This window comes from Kribbella sp. NPDC048837 (assembly GCF_055586945.1).
In genome coordinates this window covers 341,224-359,294 of sequence record NZ_JBVJHF010000004.1, presented here as the reverse complement: position 1 = coordinate 359,294, position 18,071 = coordinate 341,224, and the positions used below count along the sequence as shown (strand labels likewise).

General features: G+C 70.1%; 18 protein-coding genes. 6 read left to right on the top strand and 12 right to left on the bottom strand.

What is annotated here, in order from left to right; genetic code table 11:
* The first annotated feature begins 85 nt into the window (after nucleotides 1–85).
* On the top strand, nucleotides 86–310 hold the full coding sequence (locus ACZ6O0_RS21795; RefSeq protein WP_363691921.1) for a hypothetical protein: 225 nt from the start codon (nucleotides 86–88) through the stop codon (nucleotides 308–310).
* Complete coding sequence (locus tag ACZ6O0_RS21790; RefSeq protein ID WP_465766778.1) at nucleotides 310–831, top strand: Clp protease N-terminal domain-containing protein; 522 nt, start codon at nucleotides 310–312, stop codon at nucleotides 829–831. The genes ACZ6O0_RS21795 and ACZ6O0_RS21790 overlap by 1 nt, the downstream gene beginning before the upstream one ends.
* On the opposite strand, the gene ACZ6O0_RS21785 is transcribed toward ACZ6O0_RS21790, so the two are convergent.
* The 6 genes from ACZ6O0_RS21785 to ACZ6O0_RS21760 all read right to left on the bottom strand — a co-directional run bounded on the left by ACZ6O0_RS21785 (nucleotide 828) and on the right by ACZ6O0_RS21760 (nucleotide 5,068).
* Nucleotides 828–2,333, bottom strand: coding sequence for a multicopper oxidase family protein (locus ACZ6O0_RS21785; protein ID WP_465766777.1), 1,506 nt, complete (start codon nucleotides 2,331–2,333; stop codon nucleotides 828–830). The two genes, ACZ6O0_RS21790 and ACZ6O0_RS21785, sit on opposite strands and share 4 nt — an antisense overlap.
* Nucleotides 2,330–2,761, bottom strand: coding sequence for a hypothetical protein (locus ACZ6O0_RS21780; protein WP_465766776.1), 432 nt, complete (start codon nucleotides 2,759–2,761; stop codon nucleotides 2,330–2,332). Before ACZ6O0_RS21780 ends, ACZ6O0_RS21785 begins: the two co-directional genes overlap by 4 nt.
* On the bottom strand, nucleotides 2,758–3,126 hold the full coding sequence (locus tag ACZ6O0_RS21775) for a hypothetical protein (RefSeq protein ID WP_465766775.1): 369 nt from the start codon (nucleotides 3,124–3,126) through the stop codon (nucleotides 2,758–2,760). The genes ACZ6O0_RS21780 and ACZ6O0_RS21775 overlap by 4 nt, the downstream gene beginning before the upstream one ends.
* Nucleotides 3,127–3,274: 148 nt before the next feature.
* The gene (locus ACZ6O0_RS21770) at nucleotides 3,275–3,619 is read right to left on the bottom strand and encodes a hypothetical protein (RefSeq protein ID WP_360374602.1); all 345 of its coding nucleotides are present in this window, start codon (nucleotides 3,617–3,619) and stop codon (nucleotides 3,275–3,277) included.
* Between the two features lie 74 nt (nucleotides 3,620–3,693).
* Nucleotides 3,694–3,918, bottom strand: coding sequence for a hypothetical protein (locus tag ACZ6O0_RS21765; RefSeq protein WP_465766774.1), 225 nt, complete (start codon nucleotides 3,916–3,918; stop codon nucleotides 3,694–3,696).
* Between the two features lie 112 nt (nucleotides 3,919–4,030).
* Entirely contained in the window at nucleotides 4,031–5,068 is a 1,038-nt protein-coding gene (locus ACZ6O0_RS21760; protein WP_465766773.1) for a LacI family DNA-binding transcriptional regulator, read from the bottom strand.
* Between the two features lie 121 nt (nucleotides 5,069–5,189).
* Between ACZ6O0_RS21760 and ACZ6O0_RS21755 the strand changes: the two genes are divergently transcribed.
* Together ACZ6O0_RS21755 and ACZ6O0_RS21750 are read left to right on the top strand one after the other, a co-directional pair.
* Entirely contained in the window at nucleotides 5,190–5,894 is a 705-nt protein-coding gene (locus ACZ6O0_RS21755) for a copper homeostasis protein CutC (RefSeq protein ID WP_465766772.1), read from the top strand.
* Nucleotides 5,891–6,163: a DUF4031 domain-containing protein gene (locus ACZ6O0_RS21750; protein ID WP_465766771.1), complete on the top strand. Its 273-nt coding sequence runs from the start codon at nucleotides 5,891–5,893 to the stop codon at nucleotides 6,161–6,163. Before ACZ6O0_RS21755 ends, ACZ6O0_RS21750 begins: the two co-directional genes overlap by 4 nt.
* A 17-nt stretch (nucleotides 6,164–6,180) precedes the next feature.
* On the opposite strand, the gene tuf is transcribed toward ACZ6O0_RS21750, so the two are convergent.
* Nucleotides 6,181–7,368, bottom strand: coding sequence for an elongation factor Tu (tuf, locus tag ACZ6O0_RS21745; RefSeq protein WP_465766770.1), 1,188 nt, complete (start codon nucleotides 7,366–7,368; stop codon nucleotides 6,181–6,183).
* Between the two features lie 293 nt (nucleotides 7,369–7,661).
* Nucleotides 7,662–10,043 carry a hypothetical protein gene (locus ACZ6O0_RS21740; RefSeq protein ID WP_465766769.1) on the bottom strand — a complete coding sequence of 794 codons (2,382 nt, stop codon included), beginning with the start codon at nucleotides 10,041–10,043 and terminating at the stop codon, nucleotides 7,662–7,664.
* Between the two features lie 176 nt (nucleotides 10,044–10,219).
* Between ACZ6O0_RS21740 and ACZ6O0_RS21735 the strand changes: the two genes are divergently transcribed.
* Nucleotides 10,220–11,104, top strand: a complete 885-nt coding sequence (locus ACZ6O0_RS21735) for a Gfo/Idh/MocA family protein (protein ID WP_465766768.1) — start codon at nucleotides 10,220–10,222, stop codon at nucleotides 11,102–11,104.
* Here the strand turns inward: ACZ6O0_RS21735 and ACZ6O0_RS21730 are convergent.
* Together ACZ6O0_RS21730 and ACZ6O0_RS21725 are read right to left on the bottom strand one after the other, a co-directional pair.
* Nucleotides 11,088–13,349, bottom strand: a complete 2,262-nt coding sequence (locus ACZ6O0_RS21730) for an outer membrane protein assembly factor BamB family protein (RefSeq protein WP_465766767.1) — start codon at nucleotides 13,347–13,349, stop codon at nucleotides 11,088–11,090. The two genes, ACZ6O0_RS21735 and ACZ6O0_RS21730, sit on opposite strands and share 17 nt — an antisense overlap.
* Before the next feature lie 97 nt (nucleotides 13,350–13,446).
* Nucleotides 13,447–13,758, bottom strand: a complete 312-nt coding sequence (locus ACZ6O0_RS21725; protein ID WP_465766766.1) for an ArsR/SmtB family transcription factor — start codon at nucleotides 13,756–13,758, stop codon at nucleotides 13,447–13,449.
* Nucleotides 13,759–13,846: 88 nt separating this feature from the next.
* Here ACZ6O0_RS21725 and ACZ6O0_RS21720 point away from each other — a divergent pair, with 88 nt between their 5' ends.
* Nucleotides 13,847–15,037: an MFS transporter gene (locus ACZ6O0_RS21720; protein ID WP_465766765.1), complete on the top strand. Its 1,191-nt coding sequence runs from the start codon at nucleotides 13,847–13,849 to the stop codon at nucleotides 15,035–15,037.
* A gap of 75 nt (nucleotides 15,038–15,112) precedes the next feature.
* On the opposite strand, the gene ACZ6O0_RS21715 is transcribed toward ACZ6O0_RS21720, so the two are convergent.
* Both ACZ6O0_RS21715 and ACZ6O0_RS21710 read right to left on the bottom strand, forming a co-directional pair.
* Nucleotides 15,113–17,137, bottom strand: a complete 2,025-nt coding sequence (locus tag ACZ6O0_RS21715; protein ID WP_465766764.1) for a HelD family protein — start codon at nucleotides 17,135–17,137, stop codon at nucleotides 15,113–15,115.
* A gap of 39 nt (nucleotides 17,138–17,176) precedes the next feature.
* Nucleotides 17,177–17,968 carry a phosphatase PAP2 family protein gene (locus ACZ6O0_RS21710; RefSeq protein WP_465766763.1) on the bottom strand — a complete coding sequence of 264 codons (792 nt, stop codon included), beginning with the start codon at nucleotides 17,966–17,968 and terminating at the stop codon, nucleotides 17,177–17,179.
* Nucleotides 17,969–18,071: the final 103 nt, after the last annotated feature.

Here is an 18,071-nt window from a genome sequence, read left to right as displayed (position 1 = left end):
ATAGGAAGAGGCGGCAGCTGGTGTCAAGAGGGTGGTTTTAGCAACTTCGGTTGACAGGCGAGTGTTGTCAACCTAGGTTGCTTACATGACCGAGTTGGTGGATCCCGAGGACCCCGCGGCCGGCCTGGCCGCGGTGGTCGCGTTGCGCCGGCTGGCCGACCGGCTGGAGGACAGCCAGGTGGAGCAGGCGATGCGGGCCGGCTGGAGCTGGTCCGAGGTGGCCGAGGTGCTGGGGGTCACCCGGCAGGCCGTGCACAAGAAACACGCCCGGCGGCTGCTCGCCGCCGGCGTCGCCCTGAGGAGGCGTTGATGCCGTCGGATGCGCCCGGACGCGATGAGCTGTCCCAATCTGCGAAGGACGTCCGCGCGCTGCTGGTCCGCGGCGCGCGCGAGGAGGCCCGCCGGGACGGATCCCGGACGATCGAGGCCGAGCACGTGCTGCTCGCGCTGGCCGCGAGCGGGACCACGTCCGCGGCGCGGATGCTGGCCGAGGCCGGGCTGACCGAGGAGGCGATCCGGGCCGCGCTGACCCGCGAGTGGGAGCACAGCCTGGCCGTCGCCGGGATCGCGGTCAGGATCGGAGTGTTGCCGATGGCAACGGCTGACGAGCACCGCGACCCGCACATCGGCGAGTCGACCAAGCTGCTGCTCAAGCGCGCGATGGACGCGCCGCCGAAGATCGGCGCCGGCCGGATCGGCCCGACCCGGATCCTGGTCGGCCTGCTCGACACCGAGCGCGGCCGGGTCGCCCGCGCCCTCGAGGTCGCCGGCGTCGACCGGGTCGCGCTGCGCGCCAAGGCCGCCGAGGCGCTGGCCCGAGGCGTCCGCTAGATCGTCTCGAAGGCCGCCATCATCGCCATGTCCTCGTGCTCGAGGTTGTGGCAGTGGATGAGGTATTTCCCCTTGTGGGCGGTGAATCTGACCAGGACGTCGACGACCTCGGCCGGCCGGACGTCGACGGTGTCCTTCCAGCCGGCGTCGTACCGGCCGGGCTTGCCGCCGCCGCGGCCGAGCACCTGGAACGGCGCGAGGTGGACGTGCACGGGGTGGTGGACATCGGTGACGAACGACCAGATCTCGAACTGATCCAGCTTCACCTGTGCCTGCATCACGGCCGGGTCGAACGGCTTGCCGTTGATCGTCCACCCCTTGTGCCCGCCCGCGTCGCCCCGGCGGAACCGCCACTTCCGCCGGACGACACCGGCCGGCTTGGGGAGTACGGCGTACGACGAGAGCCTGGCCGGGATGCTGCTCTCGTCGGCGGCCTTGCGGGCGACCTTGAAACGCAGGACATTCGCGTTGCCGTCCAGCTTGTTGACGAGCGTGACCTCGTCGCCGGGCTGGTACTGGGAGAAGTCCACGATCACGTCGAAGCGCTCGGCCGGCGCGATCACCAAGGTGTCGTGCTCGACCGGTGCGTCCAGTAGTCCGCCATCGCTGCCGATCTGGACGAACTTCGCCGGACCCTTGTCGAGGGCGAGCTCGTAGCGGCGGGCGTTGCTCGCGTTGAGGATCCGCAACCGGTAGCGGACCGCGTCGACCTCGTGCACCGGCCACGGCGCACCGTTCACCAGCGTCACGTCGCCGATGACGCCTTCCATGTACTGCGGCTCGACGCCGATGCCGTCCTTGGCCACCGGGTAGAGGAACGCGCCGTTCTCGTCGAACGCACGGTCCGCGATCACGAGCGGGATCTCCCGATCGCCCGCAGGCAAGGGCAAACGGTCCTCCTCGTCGTCCCGGACGAGGTGTACGCCGAACAGTCCTCGATAGACCTGTGGAGCGGTGTAATCCATCGTGTGGTCGTGGTACCAGAGCATGGCGGCCCGCTGGGCATTCGGGTACGTGTACGTGCGGCTGCCCGTCTTCACGTCACCCCCGGGCATCGCGTGGTGGCCGGCGTGGCTTCCACTCGGTGGCATCAGGAGGTCCAGCGGCCAGCCGTCGCTCGAGGCCGGTGTGTGACCGCCGTGCAGATGGACGACCGTCGACGAGTCGAGCTCGTTGACCTGCTCGATCACAGTGGTCCGCCCACTCCGTACGTCGAACGTGGGTCCTGGCAGGAGGCCGTCGTACCCCATCACCTCGGTCTTGAGGCCGGGGAGGATCTCCAGGCGCGCCTTGCGTTGGACGACGCGGTAGTAGTCGGTGGTCGCGTCAGTGCGGACCGGCTTCTTCACCGGTGGGATGGGCAGCGGCACCTTGAACGGCTCTGGCAGTGGTGCCTTGCTGCGAAGGAGTTCACCAGCTTGGGCGGGCTTGGCCTCACTTCCGCAACTGGTCAGGGTGAGGGCGGCACCAACGGCCAGGAATCCGCGGCGGGACAGGGTCATCGCTTCGCCTCCCGGCGGCTCAGGCGTGCGGTGGGACGGAACGACCAGACGGCCATCCAGATGACGGTGATGACGATCGCGGTTCCGAGCGGGACGTGGAGGGCGAAGTTCTGCAGGTAGCCGAAGGTGAGCTGGACGAACTCGGCGACGAACAACACCGCGGTGAGGAGGGCCGGCCAGCCGCGACCACCGCCGCCGAGCCAGTAGATCGTCGCGACGACGAACTGGATCATCGCGACCATCCAGACCGTCGACCCGATCGGGCCGTGGATGTTCATCGCGTCGACGTTGCCGGACAGGAAGTACCCGGCCAGGATCGGCTGCGCCCCGACGAGGGCGGCGTGCAACAGGAGGGTGATCCGGAGTGCCCACAGGCTGGCGCGCGGACGGCGTACCTTCGTTTCGACCGGGGCGACGGTGGTCGTCATACCGTCACCGCCGCTTGCTGGCGGGCGGTCCAGAGCGCGAAGGCGACCGCGGCCGCCACGAGCGCGATGCCGAGCGGGATGTGGATCGCCAGCTGGCGGCTGTATCCCATCGCGACCTGGAGGCCCTCGCCCAGCGTGATGAGCAGGGTCACCGCCGGTGCGAGCAGCCGGCCGCCGGACCGCCACCAGATCGTTGCTATGAGCAACTGGAGGAGGCCGGCGACGGTGAGCGCCAGGCCGATCGGCTCGTGCAGCCGCATCGCGGGACCGGAGCCGTTCAGGTAGACGCCCGCGAGGATCGGCTGCAGGCAGATCGCGACGGCGTGCAGGCCGGCGACCAGTCTGAGGGCGGGCAGCAGGTTCATGTAGACAGACAATAGTAGTCTTGCTACATGTAGGACAATCAGGTATCGCCCGGACGTGCGGAACCAGGGTCGGTGCGGTCCGGCGGAGGTTCGCCTGGTGTCAGGCCCGGGTGATGTCAGGCTCGGGTGATGTCAGGCTCGCGTGGTGTCAGGTGAGGTGGCCGAGGGGCGCTACGTCGATCCCGGCGCGCTCGCAGACCCAGTGCGGGTCGGGGCCGAGCTCCGGCTCGATCCGCAGCTCGTGGTCGTGCAGGTCGTCGCAGGCGGTGCAGCGCGGCCAACGGACCCCGGAGTCGACCAGGCGGTCCTGGACGTCCTGGGCGACCAGTCCGGCGATGTGCTCCGCGCCGTCCGGCCACTGGTCCAGCCACCACTGCCGCCCGGCCACCGCGTCCTCGAGCAGCGACACCATCACGGCATCGTCGAATCCCCGCGCGGCCAGGTCGTGCAGCACCATGGCTCGGGCGGTCAGCAACACCCCAGGCTCACTCATCGCCCTTCAGGGTGCCAGATCGAACCGACAAAACCCCACGCCTCGCAGGAGACGTGGGGTTTGTGGTGGTGCGGTCAGCTTGCCGGCGACGGGCACGTGGGTGCCGGGTCGAGGCGGTCGGCCAGGCGGAGCTCGCGCTCGGCGGCGGTGCGCAGTACGGCGCTGAGCCGGGTGCGGACCGTGAGCGTGCGGCGCGGGGCCGGCTCCTCGTACGGCTGCTGGGGAGCGTTCGGGAGCGCCGACTGCGACAGGGCCCGAGCGTTCTCGACTGCGGTGTTGCCGGCGATGAAGTACGTCATGGTGTGCTCCCTTCTGAGAGCGTGGTGGGTCAGCCGGCGGCCGGGCGGCCGTCGGAGGTTGTGCGGTATCAACCCGGGAACCCGAGTGGGTCCTGGGTGTGTTGTGTGGTTGTCAGAGTTTCGGTGCGGGTCCGCTACTGGCGCGGACGACCAGCTCGGTGGGCATCAGAAGCTGGCGCTCCGTGGTGGACGGGTCGAGCAGGATCCGGCCGACCGCGCGGCCCTTGTCCTTGATCGGCTGGTGGACCGTGGTCAGTCCGGCCGGTCCGGCCGCCGGGATGTCGTCGAAGCCGGCCACGGTCAGGTCCCGTCCGGGGACCAGTCCGCGCACCTTCATCGCTTCCATCACGCCGAGTGCCTGGACATCGCTCAGCCCGACGATCGCGGTCGGCCGGTCCTGCGAGTCGAGCACCCACTCGGCCCCGGCGACCCCGGAGGTGAAGGCGTTGTGCCCGCCGGAGACGATCCGCAGCCGGGCGTCCGGCATCGACTTCTGCAGGCCCTGGATCCGCAGCTCGCAGTCGGTGTAGCCGACCTCGTCCAGGCTCAGCTCCACCGGACGGCCGCCGGCCGCCTCGGCGTTGTCGACCAGGACGACGATCTCGCGGTGACCGAGCCGGGCCAGGTGCTCGCCCAGCTGTGCCGCCGCCTCCACCTCGTCGATGGCGACCCAGGACAGGTCCGGGTGGTCGCCGCGGTCGGTGGAGACCGCCGGGATGCCGCGGTTCGCGAGGATCTCCAGCGCCGGGTGACCACCCGGGACGCAGAAGATCGCGGCCGCGTCGATGGCCGCCTGCTGGACGGCGTTGCTGCCGCCGGTGATATCGGTCGAGCTGAGTGGCATCAGCAGCAGGCTGGTGGCGAACTCCTCGGCGACCTCGGCCAGGCCGGCCAGGAAACCGACCGCGTAGGGGTCCGAGAAGGCGTAGGCCAACTTGTCGGTGAACAGCACCCCGACCGCACCGGCCTTGCCGCTGCGCAGCGCGCGGGCGGAGGCGTCCGGTCCGGCGTACCCGAGCTCCTGGGCGGTGCTCAGGATCCGCTCGCGCAGGGCGGCGGACAGCTGGTCGGGTTTGTTGTAGGCGTTGGAGACGGTCGACGGTGAGACTCCGACGGCCTTCGCCACGGTCTTCAAGGTCACTCCCGCCATCTCACGCCGCCCTTCTGTATCGTTCTTCTAAATCGATCTAGAAAAACGATACAGAAGACCCTCGGAGAGTGCAACACCTATTTCCGCCGGGTCTGACCGGCGGTGCGAGATGATGACGGGTATGGCTTCGTTGCTGGAGGTGATCGCGCTGCATCCGGCGGATGCCGAGGCGGCGCAGGAGGGTGGGGCGGACCGGCTGGAGCTGTGTGCGTCGATGGAGGCGGACGGGTTGTCGCCGTCGGTGTCGACGGTCAGTGCGATCCGGCGGTCGACCGATCTCCCGCTGCGGGTGATGCTGCGGCTGACCGACTCCTTCACGCTCAACGGCGCCGAGCTGAACCGGCTGACCGCGATGGCGCAGTCGTATCTCTCCGCCGGCGCGGACGGATTCGTGCTGGGGTTCCTGACTCCCGACAACGTGGTGGACGTGGAGTCGGTGGGTGCGCTGGTCAGCACCTTCGCCGGTACGCCGTGGACCTTCCACCGCGCGATCGACGCCGTACTCGAGCAGGCGTCGGCGTGGCGCGCGCTGCGGTCGCTGCCCGGACTGGACTGCGTGCTGACGGCCGGGTCGTCGATCGGAGTCGGGCACGGGCTGGACGATCTGTGCAAGCTGGCCAAGGAGGACCCCGCGGTCGCGAGTGTGATGATGGCCGGCGGCGGACTGCAGCCGGAGCACGTCCCGTGGCTGTACCAGAGCGGCGTACGGCGTTTCCACGTCGGCTCGTCGGTCCGCCAGGACGGCTCGTGGACCAAGGCCTACGTGAACTCGCGCTTCGTCCGTGCCTGGCGGAACCTGCTCGACGCCCAGGACGCGCGCGAATGATCCTCATCGACCCACCGGCCTGGCCCGCGTGGGACAGACTCTGGTCCCACCTGGTCAGCGACGAGTCGTACGAAGAGCTGCACACCTTCGCCAAGGCCGCCGGCATTCCCGCCCGCGGCTTCGACCGCGACCACTACGACGTCCCCAGCGATCGCTACGACGACCTGATCGCCGCCGGCGCGGTCCCGGTGTCCAGCCGGGAGATCGTTCGTCGGCTGACCGCTTCCGGGTTGCGTCACCGGAAAGGGCAACGGCCCCCAACCGAGTGAGGTTGAGGGCCGTTGGGTCAGTCGAGGAGCTCGGTGACTGTGCCGGCGGCGACGGTGTGGCCGCCTTCGCGGACGGCGAAGCCGAGGCCGACGTTCATGGCGACCGGCTTCTCCAGCTCTACGCCGAGGTCGATGGTGTCGCCGGGCATCACCAGGGTGATCTCACCCAGGTCGATGCCACCGGAGACGTCCGTCGTACGGAAGTAGAACTGCGGGCGGTAGTCGGCGGCGAACGGCGTGTGCCGACCACCCTCGGCCGTCGAGAGCGCGTGCAGGGTCGCCCGGAACTTCCGGTGCGGCCGCACACTGCCCGGCAACGCCACCACCTGGCCGCGACGGACCTCGTCGCGCTTCACTCCACGCAGCAGCACCGCCGCGTTGTCGCCCGCCTCCGCGGACTCCAGCGTCTTGCCGAACGTCTCCATCCCGATCGCCGTACTGGTGACCGTCGGACCGAGCCCGACCACCTCGACCGCGTCGCCGAGCTTCAGCGAACCGCGCTCGACCGCACCGGTGACCACCGTGCCGCGGCCGCTGATGGTGAGCACGTTCTCGATCGGCATCAGGAACGGCTCGCCGAGCACGCGGTCCGGCACCGGCACGTAGGAGTCGACCGCGTCCAGCAGTTCGCCGATCGCGGCGGTCCACTTCGGGTCGCCCTCCAGCGCCTTCAGGCCGGAGACGCGCACGACCGGTACGTCGTCGCCCGGGAAGCCGTACTCCGACAGGAGCTCACGGACCTCCAGTTCGACCAGGTCGAGCAGCTCGGGGTCGTCGACGGTGTCCGCCTTGTTCAGCGCGACCACCAGGTACGGCACGCCCACCCGGCGCGCGAGCAGCACGTGCTCCCGCGTCTGCGGCATGGCGCCGTCCTGGGCGGAGACGACCAGGATCGCGGCGTCCACCTGGGCGGCGCCGGTGATCATGTTCTTCACGTAGTCGGCGTGCCCGGGCATGTCGACGTGCGCGTAGTGCCGGGTCGCGGTCTCGTACTCGACGTGCGAGATGTTGATGGTGATCCCGCGCGCGACCTCCTCCGGCGCCCGGTCGATGCCGTCGAACGCGACGAACCGGTTGACGCCCGGGTCGCGCTCGGCGAGCACCTTGGTGATCGCCGCCGTGAGGGTGGTCTTGCCGTGGTCGACGTGACCCATCGTCCCGATGTTGAGGTGCGGCTTGGTCCGCACGAACTGGCTCTTGGCCATGAGTTTTCCTTTGCTGGTCAGAAGATTCGCGAGAGCCAGGACCCTCCGGCAAGCCTTCCGCGGCGCTGTCACCGCGCGGAGGGGGCCGGTGCGGGCCACCCTCCTCCGCGGGTCCTGATCAGCAGGAGGAGGGTCGGATTCGCGCGCCGGTGAGAACGGCTGAATCGACTGACGCAGCCCACGTGGGAGCGCCCGTCAGGCCGGTGCCTGACAGGTCGGACTCGAAAACCACGCGGAACATGCGGATCACGGTAGGTAGGAACGCTGCCCGGAGCAACAGAAATTCCCGGGCCTCAGTTCAAGGCGAAGAGCCTGGAGCCGTCGGAGAAGATCGGGCGGGCGCCGGCGACGGTGACGGCCGGCTTGTTGCAGGTGACTTCCTCGGACGCGGCCACCGATGTCGCGGTCGGGCCGGCCAGGATCGGGCGCGGCTGGACGCCGGTGGTGCCGATCATCACCGGTGAGCAGCTGCCGTTCCGCTGCGGCATCAGCGTGACCACTCGCCCGTCCGGCAACATGCTGAACCCGTCCCGCGGGTACTCCGGCTGCTGCAGCATCGGTGGCACCTCGAGCAGGTGGTGCCACTGCGGTGTGCCGTCCGCGGGGCTCAGCGCGGACACGTCATACGTCTGCGGCTGCCCGGGGTCGGTGGTGTTCCGGCAGGTGATCAGGACGAGTGAGGCGTGGGTGGCGGCGAGCTGTGCGTCGCACGACGAGGACCCGAGCCGGGGCCGCGGTGTGCCGGGCACCGGGGTCGTCCAGAGGAGGCGGCCCTCGCCGACGTCGACGGACCACTGGTAGAGCGTTCCACCTGCAGCGCCGGTCCAGATCAGCCCGGACACCTCACGGGTGTCGGGTACGGCGACTAGATCGCCGACCCACGTGGTCGGATCCAGCTCGGCACTCAGGTCGAACTGGCTCCCCAGGTCGGCCTCCCAGCGCTGGTCGCCGGTCTTGAGGTCCAGACCGCGAACGACGGCGCCGTTGCCACCACACGCATCGACGACGACCGCCTGGTCGCCCATCAGCTCGCCCTGGGTCACGTTGCAGCGCAGTTGGGTCCGCCAGTGGGTCGGACTGCTCACGCCGTGCGCCACGACGTAGTTGTCCTCCGCGACGAGCAGTTGGTTCTGGTCGACGGCCAGTGCGGTTCCGTCGGTGTGGACCTCGGTCAGCACCTTGCCGGTCACCGCATCCAGTACGGCGTACGTCGGCAGGTCGACGCCCGCGGGTTCGCGGTAGTCGGCGTTCGGAAGGTGTGCCGCGACGGTCCGGCCATCGGCGGAGACCAGGAGACCCTTGGAACCACTGGACGCGGCGTCCTGTACGTCGGCCCGCGAGTACCGCCACCGGATCTGGCCGGTGGTCGCGTCGGACATGACCACGCCGTCCGAGCGCAGTTCGGCCACTCCGCCCGCCGTACCGGCGATGGCGCCCGTCGCGGGCACTTCGCGGCTCCAGGCGAGCGTCCCGTCGAGCTGCACCGGGAGTTGGTTGGGTTCGATGGTGGTCGTCGTACTGACGGTGTTGGCGGTCTCCAGCCGGGCCTGCACGAACGGCTCGCCGGCCGACACCACGACCCACGCCAGCAGCGCCCCGCAGACCACAGTGGCGCCGACACCCAGCAGCCGCGGCGGAGCCTGCGCGTATGGCGGTGCGAGCCGGAGCCGTCTCGCCAACGCCAGGAGTGCGCCGGCCAGCACCAGAGCGACCGACGCGAGCATCAGGTACGGCCAGCGCTCGGACATGGCCGCACCGGGCTGCGCGGCGGGCCAGCGCCACCAGCAGAAGCCGACGGCGACCAGGCCGACCACTGCGAACACCACCGCCGGGATGGTGACCAGTCGCCGCTCAGCGCGCCGGAACCACGCGCACGCCAGGGCGGCCGACAGCGCCGTACCCGCGATCGGTGCCCAGACCGGGAAGCCGCTGACCTCGTCCGGGTTGGCGGGCCACTTGGCGGCCGCGCCGAGGCCACGGCCGAACAGGACCGAGGCTGCGACGACCGCGCCGAGGGCAGCACCGAAGTAGACGATCGGGATCAGCCCGCCGATCGGCCGGGCCGCCTTAGGGCCCCAGGACTCGACCTCCCGGGTGATGTTCTCCCGGGCCGCCTGTTCCCACTCGTCATGACCGCGCTCGGTCGCGAACAGCCGGGTCTCGGCCAGGCCCTGGAGGAACGAGATCCGGCCGCGGGCGAAGTCCCGGTCGGCGATGTGCGCGTACTCCTGCCGGATGCCGGCGGAGTACTCGTCGTACCGCTCCGGGGCCAGGCTCAGGATCCGCAGGTCGGCGTCACACAGGACCGCGCCGTTGCGGTCGTCCGGCTCGCAGTCGTGCTTGGCGGTCAGCCGGACCAGGCGGCCGACCTCCTCGACCCGCTCGGCCTCGACGCCGTACGCCGCCAGCTCGAGCTCGGCCAGCTGGGCCGAGACCTCCTCGTTCTCGCCGGGGTCGGCCTGCGGGTCGTAGATGGCGTCGTGGAACCACGCCGCCAGCCGCACCGTGTCCGGGTCGTCGGCGGAATCGGCCAGCTCGTCGACGGTCCGCAGCACCTCGGTCAGGTGCCGCTGATCGTGATAGTGGCGATGTTGCTCTGCGTAACGAGCCAGCAGGTCCTCGCCCAACGGCTGCGCGTGCGGCAGCAGGCGATTCCACTGGTCGCGCAGGTCCATGGCTGGGAGTCTCGCACCCCGTGGGAGCCCGCCACGACCGATCCGGGGTTCCCGGATAGGGTCGTGGCCAAAGCGATATCGGCTCGTCACCTTGCCGCTTCGATGGGTGCGTCAGGCATCGAATTGCAGCACTGGAATTGCGGTGCAGATCACATCTGCGGCGGATCGGAGAAGAGATGCGGTTCGGTTTGGTCGGCACCGGTCCGTGGGCGCGCCGGACGCACGGACCGGGCCTGACGGCCGCCTCCGGGGTGGAGCTGGTGGGGGTCTGGGGCCGGCATCCGGACACCACCGCCGCGATCGCGGGCGAGCTCGGCGTCACGCCGTATGACGACTACGCGGAGTTACTCGAGTCGGTCGAGGCGGTCGCGTTCGCCGTACCGCCGAAGGTGCAGGCGTCGATGGCGCTGGAGGCTGCCGCGATCGGCAAGCATCTGCTCCTCGACAAGCCGGTCGCGGACTCGCTCGACGACGCCCGGGCCCTGGCCGACGAGGCCGCGGACGAGGGCATCGCGTCGGTGGTGTTCTTGACCGGCCGGTTCCAGCCGGCGCTGCGGACGTTCTTCGCGGAGCTCCAGGCCCGCGGAGGCTGGAAAGGCGGCTGGGCCCGGATGCTCGCCGCCCTCGACGAACCGGGCAAGCTGCTCGTCGACTCACCCTGGCGACGCGAGCCGCGCGGTGCCATCTGGGACGTCGGCCCGCACGCCCTGTCCAACCTGACCGCGATGCTCGGCCCGATCGCCGACCTGACCGCCGTCGGCGGTGCCGACGGTCTGGTCCACCTGGTCCTCAACCACGAGTCCGGTGCCACCAGCACCGCCAGCATCACACTGTCCGCTCCGCCGGCCGGCAGCCACTTCGAGACCGGCGTCTGGGGAGAGACGGGTACGGCGCTCCTGCCTGACAGCGAGACGTCCGCGGTCGAGGCGATGCAACTCGCCGCCGAGGAACTGGTCGCGGCAGCCGACTCAGGCGAGCCCCACCCGGTGGACGTCGCCTTCGGCACCCGGATCGTCGAGCTGCTCGCGTCGGCCGAGGAGCAGATCAGCGCAGGGCGATGACGGTGTCGGGGCCTGAGGTGAGGACGAGGTTGCCGATGGCGCGGGGGTCGCGGCCGCAGGAGATGCCGGTAGGCAGCGGGACCTGACGGAAGCCGGTGCGGCCGATCACATTGGCGACGCAGCCGGATGCGCCGCGGCCGAGGGAGATCACCCGGCCGTCTGCGGTGACGGTGACCTTGACGCGCGGACTGACCGGTGCGGTCGCCTGCCAATCGGTCAGGCCGGTGTTGGCGTCGACGGCCGTGACCACGGTCCGGCGGTTCTCCAGGCTGCTCGGTCCGGGGCAGTCCACGATGATCAGGTACTTGCCCGCCGCGTTGAGCAGCGTCCGGCACGCCCAGGTCCGCGGTACCGGCCAGCGCCAGCGGATGTCACCGGTCCGCGGCTCGATAGCAGTCAGAGCGACGGGTACGTCGGAGTCGCCGCCAGGCTCGGCCACTACGACCAGTCCACCCACGACGACCGGTCGCCGGTAGGTGTCGGCGGATGTCTTGGTCCAGAGCTGCCTCCCGGTCTGCAGATCCAGTGCGGTCATCTCGTCGGGTTTGTCGTTGCAGCTGTGGCCCAGGAACGCGACCACAGTCTCGGCGGTCGCGACCGCGCCGACATCCGTGCAGTCGCCCGGCTCGAACGTCCACCGCTCATGGCCGTCCGGGTCGACGCCGTGCAGCTTGCCTGAGCCGCTGGACGAAGGCTCGGCGGTCAGCAGTGGCTCGGCCTGCTGGATGAGGTGGTCACGGGTCCGGCCGGGCCAGGCCGCCTTGCGCTGACCGGTCTTGGCGTCGAGCAGCAGGTAACCGACGTCGGCGAACTCGGCCAGCACGTAGTTGCCGTTTCCGGTGGCCACGATGTTCGGCTGTTCGTCGGAGTCGGAGCGGCTGTAGCGCCAGCGCAGCTCGCCGGTGGCGGCGTCCAGCATCTCGACCTCGCCACTCTGCCGCGAGATGGCGACGCCGTACCTGGTGCCGATCGCGCCCTCGGCACCGGCGCCGGGCAGCGACTTGCTGACCCACGCGACCGAGCCGTCGAGGATCGAGGGAGACGCCTTGCCCGGCTCGTTCGGTGTGCCTTCCACTCGCTCGTTGGAACTCAGCACGTAGTTGCGGGACAAGGGCTGCACGATCAGCAGCAGGATCAGTGCGATCGCTGCCGGCACTGCGAGCCAGGCGAGCTGCTGACCGAGGTTGCGGGCTGGGAGGAAGCGGGCTGTTCTCGTGCGCAGGAGGGATGCGACCAGTGCCGCGAGGCCGGCCACGAGCAGGAGCAGCAGGGCGGAGATCAGTAGCGGCACTCGCAGGCCCACACCGATGGCCGGGTTGGTCCTCGGCACCTGTGCCCAGGCCACGAGCAGTCCGGTGACGGCGATCGCGACCACTGCGCCGGCGATGAGCCGAGAGCGCTGGCTGGCGCTGCGGGCGCAGCGGAACAGCAGTGGTGCGCTGAAGAACGCGACGGCCGCCAGGACGACGGGAGGCCAACCGACTTCGCTCTCGGGCGTCGGGACCTGCCATGACGCGCCGGACGCTGCGATCGCGACCACGGCGGAGGCGATCGCGCTGAACGTGGCGACGGCGGTCAGTCCGGCTTGCTGCCAGCCACGCCAAGGTGCGGGCAGTTGGCTGTCCAGTCCGGCGAGCTCGGACTCCAGGTTGACGCGGGCGACCGGACCGAGCCGTTGCCGGGCCAGTTGGGTGCGGTAGAGGTGGCCGTCGAGCAGTTCGCGGACCTCGTCGTACCGCTGCTCGAGGGCGGCCTTGCGGTCGCCCGCGTCCCGGCGTACCTCGGCGGTGTGGACGGCGTACCGGCTGGGGTCGGCAGCGAGGATGGCGTTGACGGCATCGAGCAGTACATCGCCGTTCGCGTCGCGGCGCGGTGGTGCGTAGGAGTCCGGCGGGGGAGCGGCCAGGTCGCCGGTGAGGCGGATCAGGCGGGCGACCTCGGCGATCCGGATCGGGGGTACGCCGTACCGCGGGAGGAGCTCCTCGGCCAGCCGGGCGGAGGTCTCAGCGTCCTCGGCCGGAGTCCCGCCGGGTTCGTGCACCGCCCGGTGGAACCAGGCTGCCAGCCGGACCGAGGTCGGGTCGGTGGAGAGCTGGATGAGCGAGTCCAGGGCGGTCAGTACGACGTCGAGGTAGTGGTCCCGGTAGGCCCGCCGGGTTCGCTCGACGTACCTGGCGACCAGCTCGTCGGCCAGCGAGTCCGAGCCGGGCACCAGCTCGTCCCACCGCGCACGAAGCTCGACCACTGCCACAGTTTGCCAGTCGCACCCCTACAACCACCGCTCGATCAACCGACCGGGAGCTTGCGGTTGCGGTGCGGGTTCACCCGGCGTGTGCGGGCCGTCACTGACGGGCGGTGAGGATGCCGGTGAGCAGGCCGGGGTAGAGGTCCTCGAGGTCGGTGCGGCGGAGCTTGCTGATCCGCCGGGTGCCTTCGGTGTGGGTGGTCAGGACGCCGGCCTCGCGCAGGATGCGCAGGTGGTGGGCCCGGGTGGACGCGGTGACCGGGAGCTCGATGTCGCCGCAGGCGATGCCCTCGGGCGCGTCGGCGAGCGCGCGGACGATCTGCAGCCGCACCGGCTCACCGAGAGCCTGGAGCACCGTCGCGACCTGGATCTCGTCGCGCGCGGGCTGGGGGAGTTCCTTGCTGGTCATATCTCAATAATACGATATCGGTCGAAGTTCGATGATCTTCGTAGTACGATCAGCGTCGAACTACTCGAACTCGTCCGGAAGGTCCTCGATGTCCGCACGGATCTACCTGCTCGGCGCCGGTGCGTTCGCGGTCGGCACCAGCGCGTACGTCGTGTCCGGTGTGCTGCCCGACGTCAGCTCCGAGCTCCATGTCTCGCTGACGGCCGCGGGTCAGCTCGCCACCGCGTTCTCCCTGTCGTACGCCATCGGTGCGCCGATCCTGTCCACGCTGACCGGCCGGTGGGAGCGCCGTACGCTCCTGATCGCCGCGCTCGTCCTGGCCGCGCTGGGCAACCTGATCGCCGCGGTCGCCACCAACTACCCGGTGCTGCTCGTCGGCCGGGTGGTGGCCGCCTTCGGTGCCGCCGTCTACACGCCGGCGGCCACGCTGTTCGCCACCGGCCTGATGCGACCGGAGGAACGCGGCAGAGCGGTCGCCATCGTCTTCGGCGGACTGACCTTCGCTCTCGTGCTCGGCGTACCGGCCGGGAGCCTGCTCGGTCCGACGCTCGGCTACAAGGGTGTCTTCGCGCTGATCACAGTGATCGCCGTACTGGTCGCCATCGTCGAGCGTGCCGCGCTCCCGAAGGTGGACGCGCCTCCGGTGGTCGGACTGCGTGAGCGGTTCGCCGGTGTGACCGATCGGCGGGTACAGATCGTGCTCGCGATGACAGTCCTCGCAGTGCTCGGCGCGTTCAGCGTTTACATCTACATCGTGCCGCTGCTGAAGCACACGGCCGGACTGTCCGGCAACGCGGCCGGCCTGCTGCTTCTCCTGTACGGCGTGGGCGCGGTGCTGGGCAACCTCGTCGGAGGACGCGCGACCGACCGGTTCGGCAGTCTGCGCACGCTCCTGGTGTTGCTGATCGGAATCACCGCTGTTGTCAGCACTCTGGACATCACAGCGAGCACTGAGGTCGGCGCGGGTGCGGCTCTGTTCGTCTGGGGCATGTTCACCTGGGCCTTCAACCCACCGATCCAGAACCTGCTGCTGGAGCTCGGTGGTGGTCTGCTAATCTCGCTCAACGCCTCCGCGATCTACCTGGGCGCCGGACTGTCCGCTGTGGTCGGCGGTCTGGTCATCCAGACGATCGGTGTCGGCTATCTGCCGCTGCTGGCCGCCGTGCTGTCGCTGACGGTGCTCGGCCTGCTGTACGTGCTCTGGCGTGACTCGGCCCTGCAGCGCGTCGAGGAACTCGAGCGCGAAGAGGACATCTACCTCACCGCCGCCGCCGACTGAAGCGAACCGCAGATAGCGCAGGCGGACAGCGACGGCTGGTCGACCAGCGGCAGTTCCCGGCGCTCTTCGCGCCGGTCAGGCGGGTCGCGCGGCTTCTAGTACTTGGGGGAGGTCCTCGCTGTGCAGGACCGCCAGTGAGGTGACGGCACGCGTGAGGCAGACGTAGAGGCGGCGGAGGCCGGTCCGCTCGTCGGCCTCGCCGGCCACGATCCCGGCCGGTTCCACGAGGACCACGTGGTCGAACTCGAGGCCCTTCGCCAACGAGGCAGGGACGACATCCAGATGCGCGTCGACGTCGTCCTCGTCGCCCAGGACGGAGAAGACGATGCCCTTGTCCTGCAGGGCCTTCCGGGTCGCGGACACGAGCGCGTCCGGGACGATCAGGCCGATCGAGCCGAGTCGGGCCGACACCTCGTCGGCGGTCGTGACCGCGGCGGCCAGGCTGTCCGGCACCCGGGAGATGGTGAGCTCACCGCGCGCTCGTCGTACGGCGGTGGGCGGGGTGAGGTGTGGCGCGATCGAGGGCAGCAGGAGGGCGGCGTACTCGATCACCTGGCCGGGGACGCGGAAGCCCGCGGTCAGCTCCTCGGTGTGAGCGCCGGACTTGCCCAGGTGCTTCAGGGCTTCGTCCCATGACGGTGTGGCCCACGGAGTGGTGCCCTGGGCGATGTCGCCGAGCACAGTCATTGAGCCGGTCGAGCAGCGTCGGCCGACTGCGCGGAGCTGCATCGCCGACAGGTCCTGCGCCTCGTCCAGCACCACGTGACCGAGTGACGGCGTACGGTCGACCAGATCGGCGATCTCGTCGATCAGAGTGGCATCCGCGACGGACCACTTCGCCGCACCGGCCGAGCGGGGTGCCTTCTCCCAGGTGAGCATCGCCTGCTCCTCGGGCGTCAGGATGCCGTCGGCGTGCTCGGCCAGGAGCTCCGGGTCGGTGAAGAGGCGGAACAGCAGCTTCGCTGGGTCGATGGCCGGCCAGAGGGCTTCGGCGTACTGCTTGACCGGTCGGCTCCGCGCGACCGAGTCCTGCACCCGGTCGTCCGGGGAGTCGCCCGCCGCCTCCATCCGCAGGAGGACGGCATGGGCCAGCCGCTGCGGCAGCATCGCCCGGCCGGCGCCGTACCGGACTCCGCGGGTCCGGAGCTCGTTGACCAGCTCTTCCGCCTGGTACGCCGCCACCCGCCAGCGATGGGCGCCGCGCGGTACGACCAGCGCCTCCTTCGGCAGTTGCACCTGCGACCACACCGCCCGGTGCAGCACCTCGGCCATCCGCGCGTCGCCCTTGAGTACGTCGACCGCCGCGGGACCCGGTCCCGCGACCCGCACCCGGGCGACGAGCTCTTCGACCGTGGTCTGCTTCGCCTCGATCTCACCCAGTGCGGGCAGCACGTCGCCGATGTAGCGCAGGAAGCTCGCGTTCGGCCCGACCACGAGCACTCCGGCCCGGCTGAGCTGGTCGCGGTACGCATAGAGCAGGTACGCCGCCCTGTGCAGACCCACCGCGGTCTTCCCGGTCCCCGGCGCCCCCTGCACGCAGATGGTGTCGTCGACGCCGGCCCGGACGATCACGTCCTGCTCCGGCTGGATGGTCGCCACGATGTCGCGCATCGGGCCGGACCGCGGTCGCTCGATCTCCGCGTCCAGGATGTCGCTGTGCTCGTCGGCCGGCGCGCTCGAGGTCAGGTCCTCGTCCTCGAAGGCCGTCATGTCGCCATGCGTGAAGCCGAACCGCCGGCGTACCCCGACACCCATCGGCTCGGTCCGGCTGGCCCGGTAGAACGGCACCGAGATGTCTGCTCGCCAGTCCACCACCAGCGGCTCGCCGAGCTCGTCGTTCACGTGCCGGCGACCGATGTGGAAGGTCTCCTCGGTGGGCTCGAGGTAGTCCAGCCGGCCGAAGAACAGCGGCACGTCCGGGTCGTCCTCGAGCTCCTTCATCCGCCGCCAGATGGCGGCCTGCAGGTACTCCTGGTTGACCCGGTCCGCGCTGTGCACCTCGAGGGCGCCGGTCTTCTCCCGCATCACCGCCAGCGCGGCGCGCGAGGTCTTCAGGTAGTCCTTCTCGGCCTGGAGGGTGTCGGACGTATCGGGGGGCATGCGGAAACCTCCGGCAAGGGTGGGGGAAGCCCAGCCACGTTACTTGAGCACCCGCCGGGTGGAAACCGAATTACGGGTGCGTGGCCGGTCGTCGTGCAGCCCGGGCCGCAGTAGCAGCGGCAGGCTGACCGCCAGCAGGATCAGTACGACGATGCCGTCCAGCCAGTAGTGGTTCGCGGTCACCACGACCACGGCGAAGGTGATGATCGGGTGCGCCAGCCAGAGCCAGCGCCACTTCGACCGGGTGATCAGGATCATCGACAGCGCGATCAGCGCCGCCCAACCGACGTGCAGGCTCGGCATCGCGGCGAACTGGTTGACCGGTCCGCCGGAGTGGTCCGGACCGTAGACCGACTGGCCGAACCGCAGGCCGGTGTCGACGAACCCGGGCATCATCCGCGGCGGCGCCAGCGGGAAGGCGATGTGCCCGATCAGTGCCAGTCCGGTCACCGACACCATCGTCCACCGCACGTGCGGGTACGCCTTCGGTCGCCAGATGCTCAGCCAGAGCAGCACCGCCGCCGTCAGCGGAGCGTGCACGCTGGCGTAGTAGAGGTTCGCCCCCTCGACCAGATGCGGGAACTTCAGCGCCCAATGCTGGATCGACGCCTCGTTCGGCAGGTGCAGCCAGTTCTGGACGGCCAGCACCTCGTGGGCATGGTCGAACGCGGAGCCGGTATGTCGCGCGGCGATCTGCCGGCCCGCACTGTAGACCAAGAAGAGGGTGGCCAACAGGACTGCTTCCCGGACCACCCGCCAGAAGGTCTGCGCCCCCCGCTGTCCCTGCTCTGTCCCACCTTGCCCCACCCGCTCCAGCGCCTCGATCCCCATACTCCTCGACGGTACCTGCCGGACCCTCAGGATTTGCCCAGGCGCAACCCTGGCGTTGCCCTGGGCAACCCCTGGTCACGCTCGGGGACCACGGGTCGTGACG